The 20301-nt window shown below is 54.6% G+C and carries 22 protein-coding genes and 1 tRNA gene; 20 read left to right on the top strand and 3 right to left on the bottom strand.

The genetic code is table 11. The features are described from left to right. The 18 genes from VLV32_12490 to VLV32_12405 form a co-directional block, all read left to right on the top strand. A partial coding sequence (locus tag VLV32_12490) for a TCP-1/cpn60 chaperonin family protein (protein HUL42701.1) occupies positions 1-523 on the top strand: 523 nt, incomplete at its 5' end. Positions 524-723: 200 nt separating this feature from the next. Then, on the top strand, positions 724-1524 hold the full coding sequence (locus VLV32_12485; GenBank protein ID HUL42700.1) for a uroporphyrinogen-III synthase: 801 nt from the start codon (positions 724-726) through the stop codon (positions 1522-1524). Between the two features lie 44 nt (positions 1525-1568). Continuing rightward, entirely contained in the window at positions 1569-1967 is a 399-nt protein-coding gene (locus VLV32_12480; GenBank protein ID HUL42699.1) for an MAPEG family protein, read from the top strand. A gap of 293 nt (positions 1968-2260) precedes the next feature. Further along, positions 2261-2686 carry a nucleoside-diphosphate kinase gene (ndk, locus tag VLV32_12475; GenBank protein HUL42698.1) on the top strand — a complete coding sequence of 142 codons (426 nt, stop codon included), beginning with the start codon at positions 2261-2263 and terminating at the stop codon, positions 2684-2686. Then, positions 2686-3777, top strand: coding sequence for a 23S rRNA (adenine(2503)-C(2))-methyltransferase RlmN (gene rlmN / locus VLV32_12470; GenBank protein HUL42697.1), 1092 nt, complete (start codon positions 2686-2688; stop codon positions 3775-3777). Before ndk ends, rlmN begins: the two co-directional genes overlap by 1 nt. Further along, the gene (pilW, locus tag VLV32_12465; GenBank protein HUL42696.1) at positions 3774-4553 is read left to right on the top strand and encodes a type IV pilus biogenesis/stability protein PilW; all 780 of its coding nucleotides are present in this window, start codon (positions 3774-3776) and stop codon (positions 4551-4553) included. Before rlmN ends, pilW begins: the two co-directional genes overlap by 4 nt. Further along, positions 4550-5431, top strand: coding sequence for a helix-turn-helix domain-containing protein (locus VLV32_12460; protein HUL42695.1), 882 nt, complete (start codon positions 4550-4552; stop codon positions 5429-5431). Before pilW ends, VLV32_12460 begins: the two co-directional genes overlap by 4 nt. 68 nt (positions 5432-5499) lie before the next feature. Further along, positions 5500-6765 (top strand): histidine--tRNA ligase, encoded by a 1266-nt coding sequence (gene hisS, locus VLV32_12455; GenBank protein ID HUL42694.1) that lies wholly within the window; start codon positions 5500-5502, stop codon positions 6763-6765. Then, a complete protein-coding gene (locus VLV32_12450; GenBank protein ID HUL42693.1) occupies positions 6758-7387 on the top strand; it encodes a tetratricopeptide repeat protein in 630 nt (209 codons plus the stop codon). Before hisS ends, VLV32_12450 begins: the two co-directional genes overlap by 8 nt. Then, a complete protein-coding gene (gene bamB, locus VLV32_12445; protein HUL42692.1) occupies positions 7388-8548 on the top strand; it encodes an outer membrane protein assembly factor BamB in 1161 nt (386 codons plus the stop codon). Between the two features lie 41 nt (positions 8549-8589). Beyond that, positions 8590-9912: a ribosome biogenesis GTPase Der gene (gene der, locus VLV32_12440; GenBank protein HUL42691.1), complete on the top strand. Its 1323-nt coding sequence runs from the start codon at positions 8590-8592 to the stop codon at positions 9910-9912. Positions 9913-10010: 98 nt separating this feature from the next. Beyond that, complete coding sequence (hfq, locus tag VLV32_12435; GenBank protein ID HUL42690.1) at positions 10011-10253, top strand: RNA chaperone Hfq; 243 nt, start codon at positions 10011-10013, stop codon at positions 10251-10253. 12 nt (positions 10254-10265) lie between these two features. Beyond that, complete coding sequence (hflX, locus tag VLV32_12430) at positions 10266-11387, top strand: ribosome rescue GTPase HflX (protein HUL42689.1); 1122 nt, start codon at positions 10266-10268, stop codon at positions 11385-11387. Between the two features lie 47 nt (positions 11388-11434). Beyond that, positions 11435-12613: an FtsH protease activity modulator HflK gene (gene hflK / locus VLV32_12425; protein HUL42688.1), complete on the top strand. Its 1179-nt coding sequence runs from the start codon at positions 11435-11437 to the stop codon at positions 12611-12613. After that, entirely contained in the window at positions 12610-13485 is an 876-nt protein-coding gene (gene hflC / locus VLV32_12420) for a protease modulator HflC (GenBank protein HUL42687.1), read from the top strand. The genes hflK and hflC overlap by 4 nt, the downstream gene beginning before the upstream one ends. Positions 13486-13492: 7 nt before the next feature. After that, entirely contained in the window at positions 13493-13678 is a 186-nt protein-coding gene (locus VLV32_12415) for a DUF2065 domain-containing protein (protein ID HUL42686.1), read from the top strand. Continuing rightward, positions 13678-14832, top strand: a complete 1155-nt coding sequence (locus tag VLV32_12410) for an ATP phosphoribosyltransferase regulatory subunit (protein HUL42685.1) — start codon at positions 13678-13680, stop codon at positions 14830-14832. Before VLV32_12415 ends, VLV32_12410 begins: the two co-directional genes overlap by 1 nt. 11 nt (positions 14833-14843) lie before the next feature. Next, complete coding sequence (locus VLV32_12405) at positions 14844-16136, top strand: adenylosuccinate synthase (protein ID HUL42684.1); 1293 nt, start codon at positions 14844-14846, stop codon at positions 16134-16136. Between the two features lie 96 nt (positions 16137-16232). On the opposite strand, the gene VLV32_12400 is transcribed toward VLV32_12405, so the two are convergent. Further along, positions 16233-16319: transfer RNA gene (locus VLV32_12400), tRNA-Leu, on the bottom strand. Between the two features lie 113 nt (positions 16320-16432). Here VLV32_12400 and rnr point away from each other — a divergent pair. Together rnr and rlmB are read left to right on the top strand one after the other, a co-directional pair. Further along, complete coding sequence (gene rnr, locus VLV32_12395; protein HUL42683.1) at positions 16433-18637, top strand: ribonuclease R; 2205 nt, start codon at positions 16433-16435, stop codon at positions 18635-18637. A gap of 4 nt (positions 18638-18641) precedes the next feature. Continuing rightward, positions 18642-19391, top strand: coding sequence for a 23S rRNA (guanosine(2251)-2'-O)-methyltransferase RlmB (gene rlmB, locus VLV32_12390; GenBank protein ID HUL42682.1), 750 nt, complete (start codon positions 18642-18644; stop codon positions 19389-19391). Positions 19392-19433: 42 nt separating this feature from the next. On the opposite strand, the gene VLV32_12385 is transcribed toward rlmB, so the two are convergent. Together VLV32_12385 and VLV32_12380 are read right to left on the bottom strand one after the other, a co-directional pair. After that, complete coding sequence (locus VLV32_12385; protein ID HUL42681.1) at positions 19434-19766, bottom strand: YbjQ family protein; 333 nt, start codon at positions 19764-19766, stop codon at positions 19434-19436. A 76-nt stretch (positions 19767-19842) separates the two neighbouring features. Continuing rightward, entirely contained in the window at positions 19843-20124 is a 282-nt protein-coding gene (locus VLV32_12380) for a hypothetical protein (GenBank protein HUL42680.1), read from the bottom strand. Positions 20125-20301: the final 177 nt, after the last annotated feature.

Raw genomic sequence — 20301 nt, 5'->3', positions numbered from 1 at the left:
GGTGGCCAAGTTAGCCGGGGGTGTAGCGGTGATTCGCGTTGGGGCTGCGACTGAAGTCGAGATGAAAGAGAAAAAAGCGCGCGTGGAAGATGCGCTGCATGCCACTCGTGCTGCCGTGGAAGAAGGCATTGTCGCCGGCGGTGGTGTGGCCTTTCTGCGCGCCCGGGCAGCCATTAATGGCGTGAAAGGTGACAATCACGACCAGGACGCCGGGGTCAAGATCGTGTTGCGCGCGCTCGAGGAACCCCTGCGCCAAATCGTCGCTAACGCAGGGGAAGAACCGTCCGTGGTGCTGAACAAGGTGTTGGAAAAAAATGGAAACTTCGGATTTAACGCCCAAACTGCCGAATTTGGCAACCTGCTTGAAATGGGCGTAGTGGATCCGACGAAAGTGGCGCGTTCTGCCTTGCAAAACGCCTCATCGGTTGCCGGACTTATTCTAACCACCGACGCCATGGTGGCAGAGCTGCCTAAGGAAGAAAAGCATACGCACGGGGCGCCCGGCATGGACATGGATATGTAAATTATCCTGACATTGCATAATTAAAACCCCGCTTCGGCGGGGTTTTTTATGAACCGATAACATCAAGTTCCATGCGAACGTTAGGAACCGGCGCAAATGCGGCCGGCACGCTGCTCGCCGGCGAAAGATTGCTGATTGTGAAAATTAAGATTCTTTATTAAACTCGTTGCAGTGTTAAGAAATATTCGGACTTCAAGTCTATGAAAGGCAAGACGATCGCGCTTTTGGAGAATCGAATAAGCGATCAGCTCGCTGATCTGGTCGCGAAGCAGGGAGGCCTGCCGTTTTCAGCGCCAGCGCTTGCGGAAGTCCCCGACGTGGACATCGGCCACATCGCCAAATTGATACACGATTGGGAAGCCAGGCCGGCAAAGGCGGTTGTTTTCCAGACCGGCGTTGGAACCCGGGCACTATTTAGCGCCACTGATTCTCTGTGCGTCACAGAGACATTTCAAAAGCTGCTCGCGCAATCGGTTGTAGTAGCGCGCGGGCCCAAACCCACCGCAGTATTGCGCTCGCGAGGCGTGCGCATTGATTTGAGCGCCGCGGAGCCGTATACAACGACTGAAGTGCTTGCCGCGCTTGATGCGGTTCCGATTCGTGGAGAGTGGGTTGTCGTGCAGCGTTACGGTGAGACCAATATCGAGCTGGAAAAAGCATTGCGGGAAAGAGGCGCATTTGTAACTGAAATTCAGACGTACCGCTGGGCACTTCCCGAAAACAAGCAACCCTTAATTGATTTAATGAATGCATTGGAGCGCGGCGAGATTGACGCCGTGGCTTTTACCAGTGCTTCCCAGGCGCATAACTTGTTTTCCCTGGCCGAGAGCCTGGGACGGAAAGAAGCCCTTAAGACTCATATCAATAAAACGCTGGTCGCATCCATAGGCCCTGTATGCAGCAAGGCGCTGAATACGCTGGGCGTCAATGTCATGCTGGAACCCCGACCGCCTAAGCTAGGGCCGTTTATTGCCGCTCTTGCTAAAGCTCTAGAGCAATAGCCAAGGTTTTTCAATTCACGCAGTTCCGAAAGAGGAGGCTGGCAATGATGCCGCGAATTATTTTTCTATATGCTTCGCTACTAAGCTTGATTCTGGTTTACCTTTCCTTTCGCGTCGTGCGGTACCGCGTTAAATACAAGGTCGGTATAGGGGATGGCGGCAATCCCATTTTGGCGCGCGCCATCCGCGCGCAAGGCAATTTCGTGGAATATGTGCCGCTTGCGCTTTTGCTTATTCTTCTGGTAGAGCTTGCCGGTTTCAGCGCATGGGTGGTGCATGCGTTGGGCGTCTTACTGTTGGGAGGACGGGTTTGGCATGCGCAGGGACTTGGCATATCCTCCGGCGGGTCACCTGGTCGCTTCATCGGAACGCTAGCCAGCTGGCTCACTTTAGGTGCCGCTTCAATTCTCTGCCTGCTTGCCCTGTTCGGGACGGTTTTCTAATAGGACCCGGTTTATCAGCGGAAATAAATGGGGTAGCACCTTGCGACTGGTAAAACAGCGATTCACTGCGTGAAAATAGTTTCAAAGTGGTTTCCGCGTTCCATAGCCATGCCAGAGCTCAAATAAGCAACTAGAAGATCTCCCGCGAAATGTGCGCGGCTGAAATGGTGTGATTTCAGTCCAGGCGTTTGCCCAGACGGAAAACGCCATAAAAATTAGGTCTTAAGGCTTTATTTGAGCCTTGTAACATGGTAGCTTTACATATTTATTTCGAACTGTGTTGGAGACCGGAAATGGCTGTTGAACGCACCTTATCCATTGTCAAACCGGATGCCGTGAACAGAAACATCATTGGAAAAATCTATTCCCGTTTCGAAGAAAAGGGTCTCAAGATTGTCGCGGCGCGTATGCTAAGGCTCTCCCGCACCCAAGCCGAAGGCTTCTACGCCGTGCACCGTGGACTTCCATTTTTCAACGATCTTGTGGATTTCATGATTTCCGGCCCGGTAATGGTGCAGGTGCTGGAGGGCGACAACGCAATTCAGGCGAACCGCGAGTTGATGGGCGCAACTGATCCGAAAAAAGCGGCAAAAGGCACTCTGCGTGCGGACTATGCTCAAAGCATTAACTTCAACGCGGTGCACGGCTCTGACAGTAATGAAACCGCCGCCGTCGAAATCGCATATTTCTTCCCAACACTGGAAATCCATTCACGCTGATGCCCGTTAACCTTCTTGATTTTGATTTGAAGCACCTCACCGCTTTCTGCAAGGAAATCGGTGAAAGGCCGTTTCGAGCCCGGCAGCTTTTGCGCTGGATCCATCATTTCGGAGCAGATGATTTTGACAGCATGAGCGATCTCGCCCGGAGTTTGCGCGAAAAGCTGTCCGCGACGGCGATAATCGGGTCGGCGGAAGTAAAGTCCGCAAGTGTTTCGGCCGATGGCACGCGCAAGTGGCTGCTGGACGTGGGCAGCGGCAACGCGGTGGATGCGGTGTTTATTCCAGAAGCCGGGCGGGGCACGCTGTGCATATCCACGCAAGCCGGGTGCGCGCTGGCTTGTACTTTTTGCTCGACCGGCAGGCAGGGTTTCAACCGCAACCTAACCACCGGTGAAATCATCGGCCAGCTGCGTTTGGCGAACAAAGCGCTGGGCTACGACGGGCGCGGAGAGCGCGTGATATCCAATGTGGTGCTGATGGGTATGGGCGAGCCGCTGTTAAATTTCGACAATGTCGTGAGTGCGCTGCATTTAATGCTCGACAGTAATGCCTATGGCCTGTCGCGACGGCGCGTGACCCTCAGTACTTCTGGCGTGGTGCCAGGCATGGACCGTTTAAGCAAAGAGTGTCCGGTCGCGCTGGCGGTATCGCTGCATGCGCCCAACGATGCCTTGCGCGATATTCTGGTGCCGATAAACAGAAAATATCCGTTGCGCGAATTGATTGCCTCGTGCCGGCGCTACGTTGCTGTAGCTCCGAAGGATTTCATTACTTTCGAATACGTCATGCTCGCAGGAGTGAATGACAGCATCGCGCAGGCGCGCGCGCTGGTTAATTTGGTCAAAGATGTGTCGTGCAAAATTAACCTGATTCCGTTCAATCCATTTCCCGATTCAGGGTACAAGCGCTCTGCTCCTGATGTGATTGCGCGTTTTCGGGACATCTTGGCTGAGGCGGGCATCGTAGCGACCACGCGAAAAACGCGGGGTGATGATATTGACGCAGCGTGCGGGCAATTGGTCGGACGGGTGCAGGACCGTACCAGACGCGGATCGCGTAAAGCCGCAATAGCGGAGAATCCAGTTTGAAAAGTATCCTCGTAATCTGCTTCTTTGGAATGCTTGCAGGCTGTGTGCAGCAACAAGTTGAAACGACTACAATTCCACCACAGGATACCGTTTTGAAAACGGCGAGCCCACTGAGTCGCGCTAAAATTCACACCGAGCTTGCGGAGGGCTATTACCAACGCGGCCAAATGGGCTTTGCGTTGGATGATCTGAAGCAAGCTTTGGACACTGATCCAAATTATGCTCCCGCTTATAACGTACGCGGATTGGTATACATGCAATTGCACCAGAACGACGAGGCCGAGCGTGACTTCCGCCGGGCACTGGAGATCGATCCGCTCGATTCCGACACTAATAACAATTACGGGTGGTTCCTTTGCCAGAACAAACACGAGGACGAATCCATTAAATATTTTATGGCGGCGTTGAAAAATCCGTTGTATGCGACGCCGGAAAAGTCCTATGTCAATTCGGGCATCTGCATGCGTCGGAAAGGCGATGACAAGGCGGCATTAGCATACTTTAATAAAGCATTACAAATTCGTCCGGACCAGCCGCTGGCGCTTTATAACATGGCCGAACTATCCTATAAGCGCGGCCAATATACGGACGCCAACGCTTACCTTGTCAGATACATGCGGGTAGCGGCCCCGACCGCGCAGACTTTGTGGCTCGGCGTGCGGACTGAACGCAAGCTGGGTGACCGGGATGCGGAGGCCAGTTACGCATTGCAATTGCGCAAGAAATACCCGGACTCCGCGGAAGCCCGTGCGCTTGACAATGGGCAATTCGAATGAGCGACGGCACATCCAACAACAAGATTGAAGGCGTTGGCAGTGCTCTCTCGGCGGCGCGCCAACGCCACGGACTATCCGTTGCAGACGTCGCACGGCAGCTTAAGCTCGCGGTAAAGCAGATTGAAGCGCTGGAAGCCGATGATTATAAGAACTTGCCACGTATCAACTTTGTGCGCGGCTTCATACGCAATTATGCCCGGCTGTTGCAGATAGATGCTGAACCGCTGTTGAAGCCGTTGGAGCAATTGCCGTTAACGCCACAAGTTCCCGAAGCCGGACCGGGCGTAGCGGAATTCCCGACGGCATCGGATAAAAAAAGTAGTTGGCGCAGCTATGCGGTATTTGTTTTATTTGCGGCACTGGGACTCATGTTCCTGAGCTTCGAGTGGTACCGGGAGCAAAAGGCGCCGCATTCCAAACCGGTCGCGGCGATTAAACTTGCGGAACCTAATAGCAAGCGCGCGACGGCTGAATCAGCTGCCGCAAGTCCCGCAGGTCCTGCAAGCGCCGCAAGCCCCACACACCAGTCAAGTTCGCCCAGTACCGCGGGCCGGCCGGCGGTGCCAAATCCTGCCCTGACTGCTAACGCGCCGATTCGTGGGCAGGCCGATGAAGCCAGGCCGGTTGCACAACAAGTCCGGAGCAGCGAGATCAAGCTCGAATTTGACGAAGAGTCGTGGGTGGAAATTACCGATAAGGACGGTAAGAAGATTCTCTCTCAGCTCAGCCCTGCCGGCAGCACCGATACGGTGCGTGGGAATCCACCGCTTTTCGTAGTGGTAGGCAATGCCGCCGGTGTGAGGCTCACGTATAACGACAAGCCCGTCGATTTGCAACCGTATACTAAGGTTGACGTCGCGCGAATAACATTGAAGTGAAGACCCTGGAAACCTGAATTGCTTAGAAATTTTGAATTCCCCAACCCGGGTTATTTGCCGCTCTAATAATGAAAGATAAGAATTTCCAGGCAGTTCGCGGTATGGGTGACGTTTTGCCCGACCAAACCCACTTGTGGGAATACGTTGAAGATACGGTACGCACTTGGTTGCAAAGTTACGGCTACCTTGGTATTCGCACCCCCATACTCGAGAAGACCGACCTTTTTGTACGTTCGATCGGCGAAACGACAGACATTGTGGAAAAGGAAATGTACACCTTTGTCGACCAGCTGAGCGGAGAAAGCCTAACCCTGCGTCCGGAAGGCACGGCGTCCTGCGTGCGCGCCGTGTTGCAACACCATTTGCTTTACTCGGGCCCCAAGCGACTCTACTATGCGGGGCCAATGTTCCGCCACGAACGTCCGCAGCAGGGCCGCTTCCGTCAGTTCCACCAGGTTGGCGTGGAAGCGCTGGGCTACCCCGGCCCCGATATTGACGCTGAGCACATTATCATGTGCGAACAGCTGTGGAACAAGCTGGGTTTACGGGATATCAAATTAAAAATAAATACGCTTGGGAGCACGGAATGTCGAATGCGGTACCGCGAACGCCTGAAAAAATATCTGACCGCTCATGAAAAAAAGCTAGGTGACGCCGTGCGCACGCGCGTGGAGCAGAATCCGCTTCGCGTCCTGGACAGCAAGGATCCCGCATTACAGCCTGTCATCGCCGGCGCGCCGCGTCTGCTGGATGATCTCGATGCAGATTCCCGCACCCACTTCGAAAGGCTGCAGGCGATATTGCGCGACGCCGGAATTGATTTCGAAATTTCTCCGCGCTTGGTGCGCGGGCTGGATTATTACAATTTGACCGTATTTGAATGGGTGTCAGATATGCTGGGCGCCCAAGGCACTGTGTGCGCCGGCGGCCGTTACGACGGACTGGTGGCGCAGTTGGGTGGCAAACCAGCGCCTGCGTGCGGCTACGCCATGGGAATTGAACGTTTGCTGGCGCTGTTGCATGATGGCGCGCCTCCGGCGCGGCCAGCGGATGCTTATCTTGTACATCAGGGCGAATTGGCCGATAAATTCGCGCTGCAAGTCGCGAAGCAACTGCGCGATGGCGGGCTACGCGTGATATGGCACTGCGGTGGCGGCAGCTTCAAGTCGCAGATGAAGCGGGCGGATTCAAGCGAAGCTCGCTTTGCCGTAATAATCGGCGACGATGAAGCGCTGGCGCAACAGGCAAGCCTAAAACCGTTACGTGAAGCCGGCGAGCAGATCCGCACCGGAGTACGAGAGATTGTCGAAACGCTGAGGAAATATCATGTATGACTTGCAAGAACAAGAACAGATAGATGCCTTGAAAGCCTGGTGGAGGGAAAACAGACGCGCGCTGGTTCTCGCCGTGATTGCTGCTGCAGTCGTAGTCACAGGTGTCCAGGCCTGGCGCTACAGTCAGCACGCCAAGGCGCAGGAGGCCGCCGCGCTATACGCTGAGCTGCAAAGTTTGGTGCCGCAAAATAATCCAAAAAAAATAGGCGAGGCTGCCGCATTCATCATAAAAAAATTTCCTTCGACACCGTACGCGCCGCGCGCGGCGTTGATTGCCGCAAGGGCCGATTACGAGGCGCGGGACCTGCAAAGCGCAAAAGCTCAGCTGCAATGGGTCGTCGACCACGCCGATGAGGATGACTTGCGGGACATCGCGCGCCTTAGGCTCGCCGGAGTGTTGCTTGATGAAAAGAATTATACGCAGGCTCTGCAGCTGCTGGAGGCCAAACACAACCCTGCTTATGACGCGTTTTTTTCAGACCTCAGAGGAGATGTGTTGGTCGCACAGGGCAAACCGGCCGAGGCCCGCAGTGCTTATCAAGCCGCGCTAAGCCAAATCGACGCGAAAAGCGCTTACCGCCAATTGATTCAGGTCAAATTGGAAGCCTTGGGAGCAAAGTAAATGCGCTGCCGTTTTCTCAAGGCGGCTTCCCCCTTGCTTGCACTTTTGCTCTGCGCATGCGGCCTCCTCGGACTAAGTGGCGATGACGAAAATACGGTTGACCAGCCGGCGCCGCTGGTAGCGTTTAGAAGAGCCGCGCGGACAGAAGTTCTGTGGCAGAAGGGCATTGGGGAATCCGGTGAATACGTCTTTACTCCGGCTTTTGCCGATGACAGTGTTTATGCCGCAAACGAGGCAGGCGATCTGCTGCGGTATAACGCAAAAACCGGCAAACTGATCTGGCGCGTGGATACCCGCCGTAATCTCTCCGCGGGGGTTGGCGCCGCGCACAATCTGGTTTTGGTAGGCGATTTAAGAGGCGAGCTGCTCGCGTTTGATAACGAAGGCTACCTGATCTGGAAGTCGCGACTCACCAGTGAAATACTCAGCGCACCGCAGGTCGCGAACGGCATTGTGGTGGTGCGCACCGAAGACGGGCGAATTTTCGGATTGAACGCCGCAGACGGCAGCCGTAAATGGGTATACGAGCACGCCACGCCCACGCTCACCGTGCGCTCGTTCGCTGGTGTTGCCATCACTCGCGGCGGTGTGTTTGCAGGATTAGCCGGCGGCAAACTGGTCGCGCTCGACATCGAAACCGGCAACATCGGATGGGAAGCCACCGTGGCAGTACCGCGTGGAACCACGGAACTGGAACGGGTAACCGATATCACCAGCACGCCGGCAGTTGACGATGAACGCGTGTGCGCGGTCGCTTATCAGGGCCGCGTTGGGTGTTTCGATTTGTTTCGCGGCAGTCTGCTGTGGGCGCGCGACGTCTCGAGCATTTCCGGTTTGACCCTTGACGATCACAATTTATACGTGAGCGACGATAAGGGGGCGGTCGTGGCACTCGACAAGGTGAGCGGTGCCAGTGTGTGGAAACAGGACAAGCTGTTCGGGCGCAGGATCAGCGCGCCGCTCGTTATTGGAAACTATATAGTTGTTGGGGATCTCCATGGTTATGTGCATTTTATGTCGCGCGAGGACGGTTCGTTTGCCGCGCGGCGGGCCACCGATGGTAGCCGCATTTCTGCGCCGCCAATCGCATTGGATAACGGAGTACTGATTCAGACTCGCGACGGCGGGCTGTACGCGATGAATGTTGAACCGCTTTCATAGATTCGCGTGAACCCGCTGCGGCGCGGTATCATCGGCGCATAATGAAACCCACACTGGTCTTGGTCGGTCGCACTAATGTCGGAAAATCAACTTTGTTTAACCGCCTTACGCGAAGTCGCGATGCGATTGTTGCGGATGTGCCGGGATTGACGCGCGACCGGCAATTCGGCCATGGCAGGGTAGGCATAAAACCATTTCTCGTGGTGGACACCGGCGGCTTCGAGCCCGCGGCGAAGGATGGCATTTCGGCTCAGATGACAAAACAGACGCAGCAAGCAATTGCCGAGGGAGACGAAGTTTTGTTCATGGTCGATGCGCGCCAAGGCTTGCAGGCAAGCGATAGATTGATTGCGGAGAGTTTGCGCAAGAGCGGTCGCCCAGTATGGCTTGTGGTGAACAAGGCGGAAGGAATGGCGCGCGATGTTGCGGCTGCGGAATTTTTTGAACTGGGGTTGGGTGTCCCCTTGCCGATATCAGCGGCGCACGGCGAAGGGGTGAGCGAACTCATTGAATTGGCGTTGGCGAACCTGGCACCCGCGCGGGCACCCGAAGTTAAGTGCAAGCATCCGAAGATCGCGATTGTCGGACGACCAAACGCGGGCAAGTCAACATTAGTCAATAGTCTACTGGGCGAGGAACGGGTGATTGTGTTCGGCGAGCCCGGAACGACGCGCGACAGCATTTATATCGAATTCGAACACAACGACAAAAGCTATACTTTGATTGACACTGCGGGACTGAGAAAGCGCGGCAAAGCACATGAACTGGTCGAAAAATTTTCGACGATCAAAGCCATGCAAGCGGTGGAGGATGCCGACGTTGTCGTGCTTGTGCTGGATGCTCAGCGCGGAATCTCCGAACAGGACGCACATATTGCAGGATTTATACTGGAAGCGGGCAGGGCAATGGTGCTCGCGGTCAATAAATGGGATGCGCTGAGCGTAGAGCAGCGCGCACAAATTAAATTCGAACTTCCGAGAAAGCTCGGATTTCTGGACTTTGTCAACCTGCATTTTATTTCCGCTCTTGAAGGCAGGGGCGTACAGGCGTTGCTGAAATCAGTGGATATGGCATACCGCGCGGCGATGGTGAAACTTCCGACTCCGAAACTAACTCGTGCGCTGCAATCCGCAATCGCCAAGCAACAGCCGCCGCGCGCGGGGCTCATTCGCCCCAAGCTGCGTTACGCGCACCAGGGCGGAGTGAATCCGCCGCTTGTTATTATCCACGGCAATGCTCTAGAGCGGGTTCCTAACAGCTACCAGCGCTACCTGGAACACGCTTTGCGCAAGCATTTTAAGCTGCAAGGCACCCCCCTTAGAGTCCAGTTCAAGCACGGCCGGAATCCCTATGCCGGTAAATAAGTCTGAAAACAAGGAGCTTTGCGTGAGCCGAGCGGCTGGCTTTAAGCTCAAAAAACGAGTAAAGTTAACTTGTGAATAACTAAAACCATGGAGTGAACATGAGTGCAAAAGGGCAATTATTACAAGACCCGTTTTTGAATGCTTTGCGCAAGGAACATGTGCAGGTTTCGATTTATCTAGTGAATGGCATCAAATTACAGGGACAGATAGAGTCGTTCGATCAATACGTCGTGCTGTTGAAAAATACCGTTACGCAGATGGTCTACAAGCACGCAATTTCAACCGTGGTGCCTGCCAGGGCGGTCAGCGTGCCCTTCGAGCAATCCTCTCCAGAGACCTAGCGCCGGTAATTAATGTTTGAGCGTCCCGACAGCGGGAATACTGGAGTATTAGTCAGTCTCGATTTTGGCGAGGCGGGCTACGCAGAAAGGCTGCAAGAGTCACAGCAGCTCGCCTTAAGCGCTGGAATCAATCTCAAACTTGTAATAAAAGGAAGGCGCTCCAAGCCTGACCCTGCGCTGTTCGCCGGAACCGGCAAAGTGGCAGAAATTGCACAAGCCTTGCGCGAAAACCGAGCTCAACTCGTTATTTTCAACCACGATTTATCTCCGGCCCAAGAGCGCAACCTGGAAAAGCATCTGCGATGCAGAGTAGTGGACCGCACCAGTCTTATACTCGATATTTTTGCGCAGCGCGCTAAAAGCCACGAAGGAAAGCTGCAGGTCGAGCTCGCGCAACTCGAGCATCTCTCGACTCGATTGGTGCGAGGCTGGACACATTTGGAACGGCAAAAAGGCGGAATTGGATTGCGCGGGCCTGGCGAAACGCAGTTGGAAACCGACCGTCGTCTACTCGCGAGACGCGTCAAGGTCCTAAAGGATAAGTTGGCGCGATTGCAACGGCAACGCGAAGTTCAACGAAGGGCGCGGCGCCGGGCCAACGTAATGTCGGTGTCACTGGTGGGTTACACCAACGCCGGCAAATCCACGCTATTCAATTGTCTTACACATGCCAATGCCTTTGCAGCCGACCAGTTGTTTGCGACGCTCGACACCACTTCGCGCAAAATGTTTGTTCCGCATCGCGGCTCAGTTGTGCTTTCCGACACGGTGGGCTTCATCCGCAGTCTCCCGCACACGCTGGTTGAAGCGTTTCGTGCGACACTGGAAGAAACTGCTCTGGCGGATTTGTTGCTGCATGTAGTCGATGCCAGTCATCCCAACCACGACCGGCAAATCATTGAAGTCAATAAAGTGCTCGCAGAGATCGGCGCGGACCGGCTGCCGCAGGTGCTAGTACTCAACAAAATCGACTTGTGTGGTTGGTCACAAGGCGTAGAGCGTGACGAATATGGTAAAATCTCCCGAGTTCGTTTGAGTGCGCACACCTCTGAAGGCATTGATCTTGTGCGGCTGGCGCTGTTTGAAGCGATGAGCGGCGAAACCCCGGAACCGGTTGCAGTAGAAGTTGCCTGAGCTTAACGCGTCGGCGACGGCGTTAGATTTTTTTTGGGATATTCCACATGGCATTAAACGATCCGCAATGGGGAAAGCGCGGCAACCAAGGCCCCCCCGACTTGGATGATGTATGGCGCAAATTCAACGAAAAGTTGAATGCGCTGTTCGGTCGCGGTCGCATTTCAGGTGGCGGGCCAGGGACCGCGGCTCCCAAACAATTTGGCGGCGGGCTCGGCTTGCTGATTGCGCTGGTCTTGCTGGTGTGGCTGGCAAGTGGTTTCTACATCGTCGATGCATCGCAGCGCGGTGTAGTATTGCGTTTTGGTAAGTACATTGAGACGACTCAACCGGGACCGCGCTGGCACCTGCCTTATCCAATGGAAAGCGTGGACCTCGTCAATGTTTCGCAGGTAAGAACGGTGGAAGTCGGCTACCGCAACAATGTGAAAAGCAAAGTACTCAAAGAATCGCTGATGCTTACCGACGACGAAAACATCATCGATATCCAGTTCGCTGTGCAATATGTTATCAAGAATCCCGAGGATTACCTGTTTAACAATCGTTCACCGGATGATGCGGTGCTGCAGGTGGCAGAATCATCAATACGTGAAGTCGTGGGAAAAAGCAAAATGGATTTTGTGCTCTACGAAGGGCGCGAGCAAGTGGCGGCTCAAGCGTCCCAACTGATGCAGCAAATCCTGGATCGTTATAAAACCGGAATTTTGATTAGCAAAGTAACCATGCAAAACGCGCAGCCGCCGGAGCAGGTGCAGGCGGCCTTTGATGACGCAGTAAAGGCGGGCCAGGACCGGGAGCGGCAAAAAAACGAAGGCCAAGCCTACGCCAACGATGTAATTCCCAGGGCACGAGGCGGTGCTGCACGACTACTGCAAGAGGCGGATGGCTACCGTCAGCGGGTAATTGCCGATGCCGAAGGCGATGCCAGCCGCTTCAGTCAGATTGAAGCGCAATACAGGAAGTCAGCGGCGGTGACGCGTGAGCGTCTATATTTAGACACGATGCAGCGCATGCTATCCAGCAATAACAAAGTCTTGATAGAGCCGAAGTCCGGAGCGAGTCTACTGTATCTGCCGCTCGACAAATTGCTGCGGAGCGAAGGCGTTGCGCCGACAACTCAGGAGCTTGCGCCGGGAGGCGTGACGCCTGAGACGGCTCAGCCATCGGAAACTCCGGAGCGTTCGCGAGATGCGTTCCGCAGCCGCGAGCGGGAGCCACGGCCATGAGGAATACCGGTGCGATCCTTATTGGCATAATCGCTGTGCTGGTAGTGGCTAGCCTAAGCATGTTTGCGGTCGATCAGTGGCAGAACGCCATCGTTTTTCGCCTGGGTGAAATTATTTCGATAAAAAAGCAGCCTGGATTGCATTTCAAGATTCCGATACTCGACAACGTGCGCTTTTTCGACATGCGCATACGAACTCTGGACACTCCGGAACCGGAGCGTTTCCTGACCTCGGAGAAAAAAAATGTGCTGGTGGATTGGTTCGTGAAATGGCGCGTCGCGGACGTTAGGCAATACTATGTCAGCGTTGGAGGAGACGAGCAACGTGCGGAGTTGCGGCTCTCACAAACCGTAACTTCCGCTTTGCGCAACGAATTTGGCAACCGCACTGTGCACGATGTCGTGTCGGGTGAGCGCGGCCAGATTATGGAGCAAATGCGGGAAAAAGCGAATCAAGACGGAGCCAACATCGGAGTGCAGGTGCTGGATGTACGATTAAAGCGCGTAGATCTGCCGCAGGAAGTAAGCGAATCGGTTTATCGCCGCATGGAAGCCGAACGCAAGCGCGTCGCTAACCAGCTGCGTTCGACCGGAGCTGCAGAATCTGAAAAAATCCGCGCGGATGCGGACAAACAACGCGAAGTCATTCTCGCAGAAGCGTACCGCGATGCGCAGCGCGCCAAAGGCCAGGGAGACGCCAAAGCCGCGGAGATTTATGCGGACGCCTATAACGTAGACCCTGAGTTCTACTCTTTTTACCGCAGTTTGGAAGTCTACAGGGACAGTTTCAGGGCTAAAAATAACTTGCTTGTGCTCGACCCCAATTCGGAGTTCTTCAAATATCTGAAACACGCCGCTAAGCCGGGCAAATAGGCGAACTATGTTCAAGCTTTTGCTGACAGCGTTTGCCTTGATGCTGGTGCTGGAGGGGATCCTTCCTTTTTTGTTACCGACAATATGGCGTGAGGCTTTCAAAAGATTAATCGAGATGACTGATGGGCAAATCCGTTTCATGGGGCTTACATCCATGCTGGCCGGTCTGCTGGTGCTTTATCTGGTTCGATGATGCGTAACTGGCTGCTCCCTGAATATATTGAAGACATTCTGCCGCCCCAGGCGCGACGCATTGAGGAGCTGCGGCGCGTCATCCTTGACCTTTTTTATGCGCACGGTTACCAGTTTGTGATTCCACCGCTGGTTGAATACGTAGAGTCGCTGCTCACGGGTACTGGCCGCGATATGGATTTGAAGACTTTCAAGCTCGTGGATCAGTTAAGCGGCAGGATGATGGGTCTGCGCGCCGACATTACGCCGCAGGTTGCGCGCATCGATGCACACCTGTTGAATCGCGAAGGCATCACGCGCTTATGTTATTGCGGCAGCGTGGCGCATACCCGGCCTTCGGCAACCGGGCGCACCCGCGAACCGCTGCAGATCGGAGCCGAGCTTTACGGTCACCGCGGATTGGAAAGTGATGCAGAGGTTCAGCAGCTGATGCTGCAGTCGCTAAGGCTCGCAGGCATCGCTGAGATACAACTCGATCTTGGGCATGTCGGCGTATTTCGCAGCATCGCTCGGCGCGGGGACCTGTCCGCTGAACTTGAAGACGAGCTTTTCGGGGTCTTGCAATCCAAAGACAGACCTGCATTGCGCGAGCTGACAAACGGGCTTGACCCTCGCACCGGTCAAGCGTTGATGTCATTGCCGGACCTTTACGGCGGCGATGAAATGCTGCAGCGTGCTGCGAAACGCCTGCCCGATTACCCTGAGATTTCCAAGGCCTTGGCTGAGCTGCAGGCGTTCTCAAAGGAACTGCGGGGAAAAGTAGCCGGCGTTAGCTTTGACCTGGCTGAAGTGCGCGGCTACCGCTATCACAGCGGCGTTGTGTTCAGCGCTTATGTCATAGGCTCGGCTAACGCAATTGCGGTCGGTGGGCGCTACGATGAAGTCGGCAAGGCCTTCGGTCGCGCCCGGCCGGCGACCGGATTCAGCATGGACTTGCGCGAGGTAGCTGCGTTGCTGCCGCGCAAATCCGTGCGTTCGGCGATACTTGCGCCATATTCAGCGGACGCGGCCCTGAACAAAAAGATAGCGAGCTTGCGCGAACAGGGGGAAATCGTGATTATTGACTTGCCTCATGAAAAGGCGGGCACGGATCTCAACTGCGATCGAATTCTGGTATTGCGCAATGGGGTTTGGGAAACAAGCGATTTAAAATAACCGGACCGGGTATGTCAAAGAACGTCGTCGTTGTCGGTGCACAATGGGGAGATGAAGGCAAGGGCAAGGTCGTGGACTGGCTCACCGACCACGCCCAGGGGGTGGTGCGCTTTCAAGGCGGACACAATGCCGGTCACACCTTGGTGATCGAAGGCAAGAAGACCGTCTTGCATCTGATCCCGTCGGGAATCCTGCGCGAAAAAGTAACTTGTTATATCGGCAACGGCGTGGTGCTGTCGCCACAGGCTCTGTTGGATGAAATGACCATGCTCAAAAAGGCCGGAGTAGAAGTTGCCGGCCGGTTGAAAATCAGCGATGCCTGTCCGCTGATTCTGCCCTACCACGCGGCTCTCGATCAGGCGCGCGAAACAGCGAAGGGCGCCCTCAAGATTGGCACCACCGGGCGCGGCATAGGACCGGCCTACGAAGACAAGGTGGCGCGACGGGCCATCCGTCTGCAGGATTTATTTCATCATGAACGTTTTGCATCCAAGCTTCACGAAGTGCTGGAATACCACAATTTCGTTTTGAAAAATTTTTTCAACGTGAAGCCTGTCGCGTATCAAAGCACTCTTGAAGACGCACTCGCGCTTGCCGAGCAAATCAAGCCATTGGTTGCAGATGTTCCAAGCCTTTTATGCCAAGCGAGCCGCGACGGAAAAAATTTGCTGTTCGAAGGCGCGCAGGGAACGCTACTCGATGTTGACCACGGCACTTATCCCTACGTCACCTCTAGCAACTGCGTGGCAGGCGCAGCCAGCGCCGGAAGCGGCGTTGGGCCGCAAATGTTGCATTACGTATTGGGTGTCACCAAAGCCTATACCACGCGCGTCGGCTCCGGCCCGTTTCCAACTGAATTGAGCGATGAGGTGGGAAAAACGCTCGCGTCACGCGGCCAGGAATTCGGCGCAACCACGGGTCGCGCGCGCCGCTGTGGCTGGTTTGATGCGGCGGCGCTGAAGCGCTCGATCCAAATCAACGGCGTCTCGGGTTTGGGTGTTACCAAGCTCGATGTGCTTGACGGCATGGAGCGATTGTGCCTGGGAGTGGGATACAAGATTGACGGCGCAAAATGCGATATTCTGCCGGTGGGTGCGGAACTGCTTGCCAAGGGCGAGCCGGTGTACGAAGAAATCCCGGGATGGAAAGATAGCACGGTGGCTTTGAAGCGATTTGAAGACCTGCCATCCGCCGCGCAACATTATCTCAAGCGCATTGAGGAGATTTGCGATGTGCCGATTGACCTCATATCCACGGGCGCGCAGCGTGAAGAAACAATCGTCTTGCGCCACCCATTTGCCTGACGGGTACGCGGGTATTTGAAAAATGAACTGGGGTACTGATCAGCCCAATGGTTTTGACAAAAAGTTGAAGAATCACGACTCGGAACCGCGTCTGGCTGGTGCCGAGAAGAGGACTCGAACCTCCACAGTGTTGCCACCGCCAGGACCTGAACCTGGTGCGTCTACCAATTCCGCCATCTCGGCTTTTTGAGAAGGTGGAAATCTAATAGGAAAACATTTTCTTGTCAACGAAATCCAACGCGGGTTCCGGATCCTTTAACAAAACCGGCCGCAGCCACAAATCAGGAACTAAGCACATGCAGCGTGATCTTGACCCGCATAACAAGCGTGAACGACCGAAATACCGTACCGCCTTGCCGAGCCGTGAATACATATTGCAGGTTCTCGCAGAGCAGGGTATGCCGCTTCCCGCCAAAAAACTGATGCTGCTGCTTGACGCGCGCGGCCGCGATGAGGCGCTGGTTCAACGTCAACTGCGGGCAATGGAGCGGGACGGACAAATCATGCGCAACCGCAAAGACGCGATTTGCATTGTAGACAAGCTCGACCTCATCAAGGGAACGGTGCAGGGTCATCCGGACGGCTTCGGTTTTTTGATACCGGATGACGGGAGCCCTGATCTCTTTCTGGACCACAACGAAATGCAGAAAGTTCTGCACGGTGACCGGGTCATGGCACGCCAAATTGGATTCGACCGGCGTGGTCGCCCTGAGGCTGGGATTGTCGACGTACTCACGCGGGCCAATCAGCGCTTGGTGGGAAGGCTGCATGTAGAGCATGGCATTCGATTTGTGGTGGCCGAAAACAGGCGCATCAGCCAGGATGTCCTGGTAGCGCCCGGTGGCAAGGAGCCGGCAAAACCGGGACAAGTCGTCATTGTGGAAATCATCGAGCAGCCCAGCAAACATGCACAACCAGTCGGGCGAATAGTCGAAGTATTGGGGAGTTACGCCGACCCGGGGATGGAAATTGAAATCGCGGTGCGCAAATATAATCTGCCGTACTTGTTTTCGCCCGAGGCAAAGAAATCGGCGCAGCGCATGCCGGGCGCGGTACAGGAAAAAGACTACGCGGGACGCAAAGATTTGCGCGGTATTCCGCTCGTGACAATCGACGGTGAAAGCGCGAAGGATTTTGACGACGCGGTGTATTGCGAGTCGCGGGGCAAGGGTTTCACGCTATTCGTCGCGATTGCCGATGTTAGTCATTATGTGAAACCGGGCGACGCCATTGACCGCGAAGCGTTGCAGCGTGGCAATTCGGTTTATTTCCCGCTGCGGGTGATCCCGATGCTGCCCGAAGAATTGAGCAATAATCTTTGTTCACTCAATCCAAGAGTTGCACGGCTGGTAATGGTCTGTGAAATGCTAATCGCGGCCGACGGCGAAATCGAGAAATACCTTTTTTATCCGGCAATCATGTCCTCTCAAGCACGGCTTACCTACACTGCGGTTGCGGAAATTCTCGAACATCCGGATGGCGAAGCGGCGCGGCGTTGCCCGCAATTGCTGGCACATATTGAAGTCCTTCATACGCTATATAACGTATTGGCCAAGGCCAGGGAACGGCGCGGCGCAATTGATTTTGAAACAATTGAAACCCAGATGATCTTCAACGAACGCCAGAAAATCGAGCGCATCATTCCCGTAAAACGCAACGATGCTTACCGGTTGATTGAAGAATGTATGCTGGCGGCAAACGTATGCGCCTCGGATTTTCTCAAGACGCACGGCCAGCGGACGCTGTACCGGATTCACGAAGGTCCTACTCCGGAAAAGCTCGAGGCCTTGCGCGGATTTCTCAGGGAATTCGGATTGCATTTGGGCGGCGGCGACAATCCGCACGCTAAGGATTATGCGAAGCTGTTGAGAACAATTCGCGACCGCCCCGATGCGCAGTTGCTGCAAACGGTGATGCTGCGGTCCCTGCAGCAGGCTGTCTACAGCCCGGATAATGTGGGCCACTTCGGACTGGCCTATGAGTCTTATACCCATTTTACATCTCCGATCAGGCGTTATCCGGATTTGCTGGTGCACCGGGCAATAAAGGCGGTGCTGCAGGGCAAGAGCTATGATCCGGGCAACTGGCAACAGCTCGGTATCCATTGCTCTGTTACTGAACGCCGCGCAGACGAAGTGACCCGTGAAGTGGAATCCTGGCTCAAGTGTTATTACATGCAGGATAAAATCAATGAGTGCTTCGACGGAACGGTGAGCGGTGTGGCTGCATTCGGCATTTTCGTCGCACTGGATGACATCTACGTAGAAGGGCTGGTTCATATTTCTGATCTGGGGAATGATTACTTTCATTTCGATGCCCAGAAGCACCTGTTGCAGGGGGAGCGTACGGGCACACGATTCCGCCTGGGTGACCGGGTGCGTATCAGGGTAGTGAGAGTGGATTTGCAAGGCACAAAAATTGATTTCGTTCTCGATGTGACTGGTGCCGCATCGGACAAAAAAGGTAGGAAGGTAAAGAAAACAACCTTTCACACCGGGTGAGGACATGAGCCGGCTGATTTATGGCTTGCACGCAGTGACCGCGTGCGTTCGGCGAAACGCTAAAAGCATCAAAGAAATTTATGTGGACGAAATACGCCGCGACCGGCGTATGAATATTCTAATCGCCTTGGCTGAAAGTCGTGGAGTGCGCGTCATCGCGGTGGAGCGCAAACGGCTTGATGGCATGACGCGGCATGCGCGACATCAGAATGTAGTCGCCAAAACCACCGACGAATCCCAGCATCTGGATTTAGATGAACTTCTAGACGCGTTGACCGAACCTGCGTTGCTCCTGGTATTGGATGGCATTCAAGACCCGCATAACCTTGGCGCGTGCTTGCGCGTAGCGGACGCGTCTGGCGTGCAAGCGGTCATCGCCCCCAAGGACCGCGCGGTGGGTATGAATCCTACCGTCCTAAAAGTTGCCTGCGGCGCAGCGGAAACAGTGCCCTATTTTGCAGTCACCAACCTTGTGCGCACGTTGCACGGACTCAAAGAACGCAAAATCTGGATAATCGGCGCGGACAATAAGGCGAAGCAGGATTTGTTTTCCGCAAACTTAAGCGGACCTATCGCTTGGGTGCTCGGCGCCGAAGACGCGGGATTACGGCGCTTGACCAAAGAAACGTGCGATGAGTTGGTGCGGATTCCGATGGCCGGAAGTATTGAGAGCCTTAATGTATCGGTGGCAAGCGGAATATGTCTTTTTGAAACCAAAAGACAGCGGGCGGCAAAGAACGTAGTGCCCGCGTAGCGGGTTGCTGCGAAAAGCGATTGTGATGAGCAGCGGGACCGCTTATCTGTTAATCGCGGCAATAACCGCAGTTCCGTAGCACAGAACTTCGGTCAGTCCCGCCATTAACTCGGTTGCATCGTACCGCACGGCTACGATGGCATTCGCCCCAAGCTGGTCGGCGTGTGCGCACATCAGGTCAAAGGTCTCCGAACGTGCCTGTTCACATAGATTGCTATAGACGGATAGGTTGCCCCCGAACAGCGACTGCAGCCCACCAAAGATATTGCCGACGACCGAACGGGAGCGAACAGTAATTCCCCGCACCACGCCAAGATTCTTGGTAACGGTATAACCGGGAAGTTCAAGAGCTGTAGTTATCATTGAGTGCTGCATTTTTTCATCTCCTGGAATATTCAATATTCAATCTGTCTATCCCGGCGATTTGCGCCCTCGCCCAAAGCTTGTTCCCTCAACGAAAAAATTTCCACAGTAGATACATGATCAAAATGATGATGGCGACGATTATCGGCAAAATAACCGCCAACATCTTGCGCGCGCCGGTTACCAGCTGTGTACTCTTAGCCTGGATATATTCGGCGCGGTCTTGAATGCGCTCGGCTCGTTCGGATTGTTTTCGTACTAGAGCAAACTGCTCGCGCTGTAATTCCAAACCTTGAGCTTGGCGTTCCAACTGAAGCATCTGGTTGTCGCGAATTTCTTGCAGAACACGCAGAAGTTCTTGGTCGCTCATAAACCGCAATGTATGTTAGTTAAGCACTGTCAATGAGATGGCGGGTTGCGACATTTGTACGAGATAATATACCAGTTGCCCGCCTGGGCTGGGAACCTTATAATTACGCGCTTTCACTCCTTGCCTCATTGCTCAGGCATAGCAAGAGGCTCAATGGAAACCTTTTTCCATTTACCC

The organism is Burkholderiales bacterium (assembly GCA_035518095.1).
Lineage (GTDB): Bacteria > Pseudomonadota > Gammaproteobacteria > Burkholderiales > JAHFRG01 > JAHFRG01.
Note: the sequence above shows the minus strand (reverse complement) of the source record. Positions and strands in the feature narration are given on the sequence as shown.

What these genes read in the sequence shown, in the direction of transcription:
- VLV32_12485 (HUL42700.1), top strand. Translation starts at nt 724, where the DNA reads ATGAAAGGCAAGACGATCGCGCTTTTGGAGAATCGAATAAGCGATCAG.
- VLV32_12480 (HUL42699.1), top strand. Translation starts at nt 1,569, where the DNA reads ATGATGCCGCGAATTATTTTTCTATATGCTTCGCTACTAAGCTTGATT.
- ndk (HUL42698.1), top strand. Translation starts at nt 2,261, where the DNA reads ATGGCTGTTGAACGCACCTTATCCATTGTCAAACCGGATGCCGTGAAC.
- rlmN (HUL42697.1), top strand. Translation starts at nt 2,686, where the DNA reads ATGCCCGTTAACCTTCTTGATTTTGATTTGAAGCACCTCACCGCTTTC.
- VLV32_12460 (HUL42695.1), top strand. Translation starts at nt 4,550, where the DNA reads ATGAGCGACGGCACATCCAACAACAAGATTGAAGGCGTTGGCAGTGCT.
- hisS (HUL42694.1), top strand. Translation starts at nt 5,500, where the DNA reads ATGAAAGATAAGAATTTCCAGGCAGTTCGCGGTATGGGTGACGTTTTG.
- VLV32_12450 (HUL42693.1), top strand. Translation starts at nt 6,758, where the DNA reads ATGTATGACTTGCAAGAACAAGAACAGATAGATGCCTTGAAAGCCTGG.
- bamB (HUL42692.1), top strand. Translation starts at nt 7,388, where the DNA reads ATGCGCTGCCGTTTTCTCAAGGCGGCTTCCCCCTTGCTTGCACTTTTG.
- der (HUL42691.1), top strand. Translation starts at nt 8,590, where the DNA reads ATGAAACCCACACTGGTCTTGGTCGGTCGCACTAATGTCGGAAAATCA.
- hfq (HUL42690.1), top strand. Translation starts at nt 10,011, where the DNA reads ATGAGTGCAAAAGGGCAATTATTACAAGACCCGTTTTTGAATGCTTTG.
- hflX (HUL42689.1), top strand. Translation starts at nt 10,266, where the DNA reads ATGTTTGAGCGTCCCGACAGCGGGAATACTGGAGTATTAGTCAGTCTC.
- hflK (HUL42688.1), top strand. Translation starts at nt 11,435, where the DNA reads ATGGCATTAAACGATCCGCAATGGGGAAAGCGCGGCAACCAAGGCCCC.
- hflC (HUL42687.1), top strand. Translation starts at nt 12,610, where the DNA reads ATGAGGAATACCGGTGCGATCCTTATTGGCATAATCGCTGTGCTGGTA.
- VLV32_12415 (HUL42686.1), top strand. Translation starts at nt 13,493, where the DNA reads ATGTTCAAGCTTTTGCTGACAGCGTTTGCCTTGATGCTGGTGCTGGAG.
- VLV32_12410 (HUL42685.1), top strand. Translation starts at nt 13,678, where the DNA reads ATGCGTAACTGGCTGCTCCCTGAATATATTGAAGACATTCTGCCGCCC.
- VLV32_12405 (HUL42684.1), top strand. Translation starts at nt 14,844, where the DNA reads ATGTCAAAGAACGTCGTCGTTGTCGGTGCACAATGGGGAGATGAAGGC.
- rnr (HUL42683.1), top strand. Translation starts at nt 16,433, where the DNA reads ATGCAGCGTGATCTTGACCCGCATAACAAGCGTGAACGACCGAAATAC.
- rlmB (HUL42682.1), top strand. Translation starts at nt 18,642, where the DNA reads ATGAGCCGGCTGATTTATGGCTTGCACGCAGTGACCGCGTGCGTTCGG.
- VLV32_12385 (HUL42681.1), bottom strand. Translation starts at nt 19,766, where the DNA reads ATGCAGCACTCAATGATAACTACAGCTCTTGAACTTCCCGGTTATACC.
- VLV32_12380 (HUL42680.1), bottom strand. Translation starts at nt 20,124, where the DNA reads ATGAGCGACCAAGAACTTCTGCGTGTTCTGCAAGAAATTCGCGACAAC.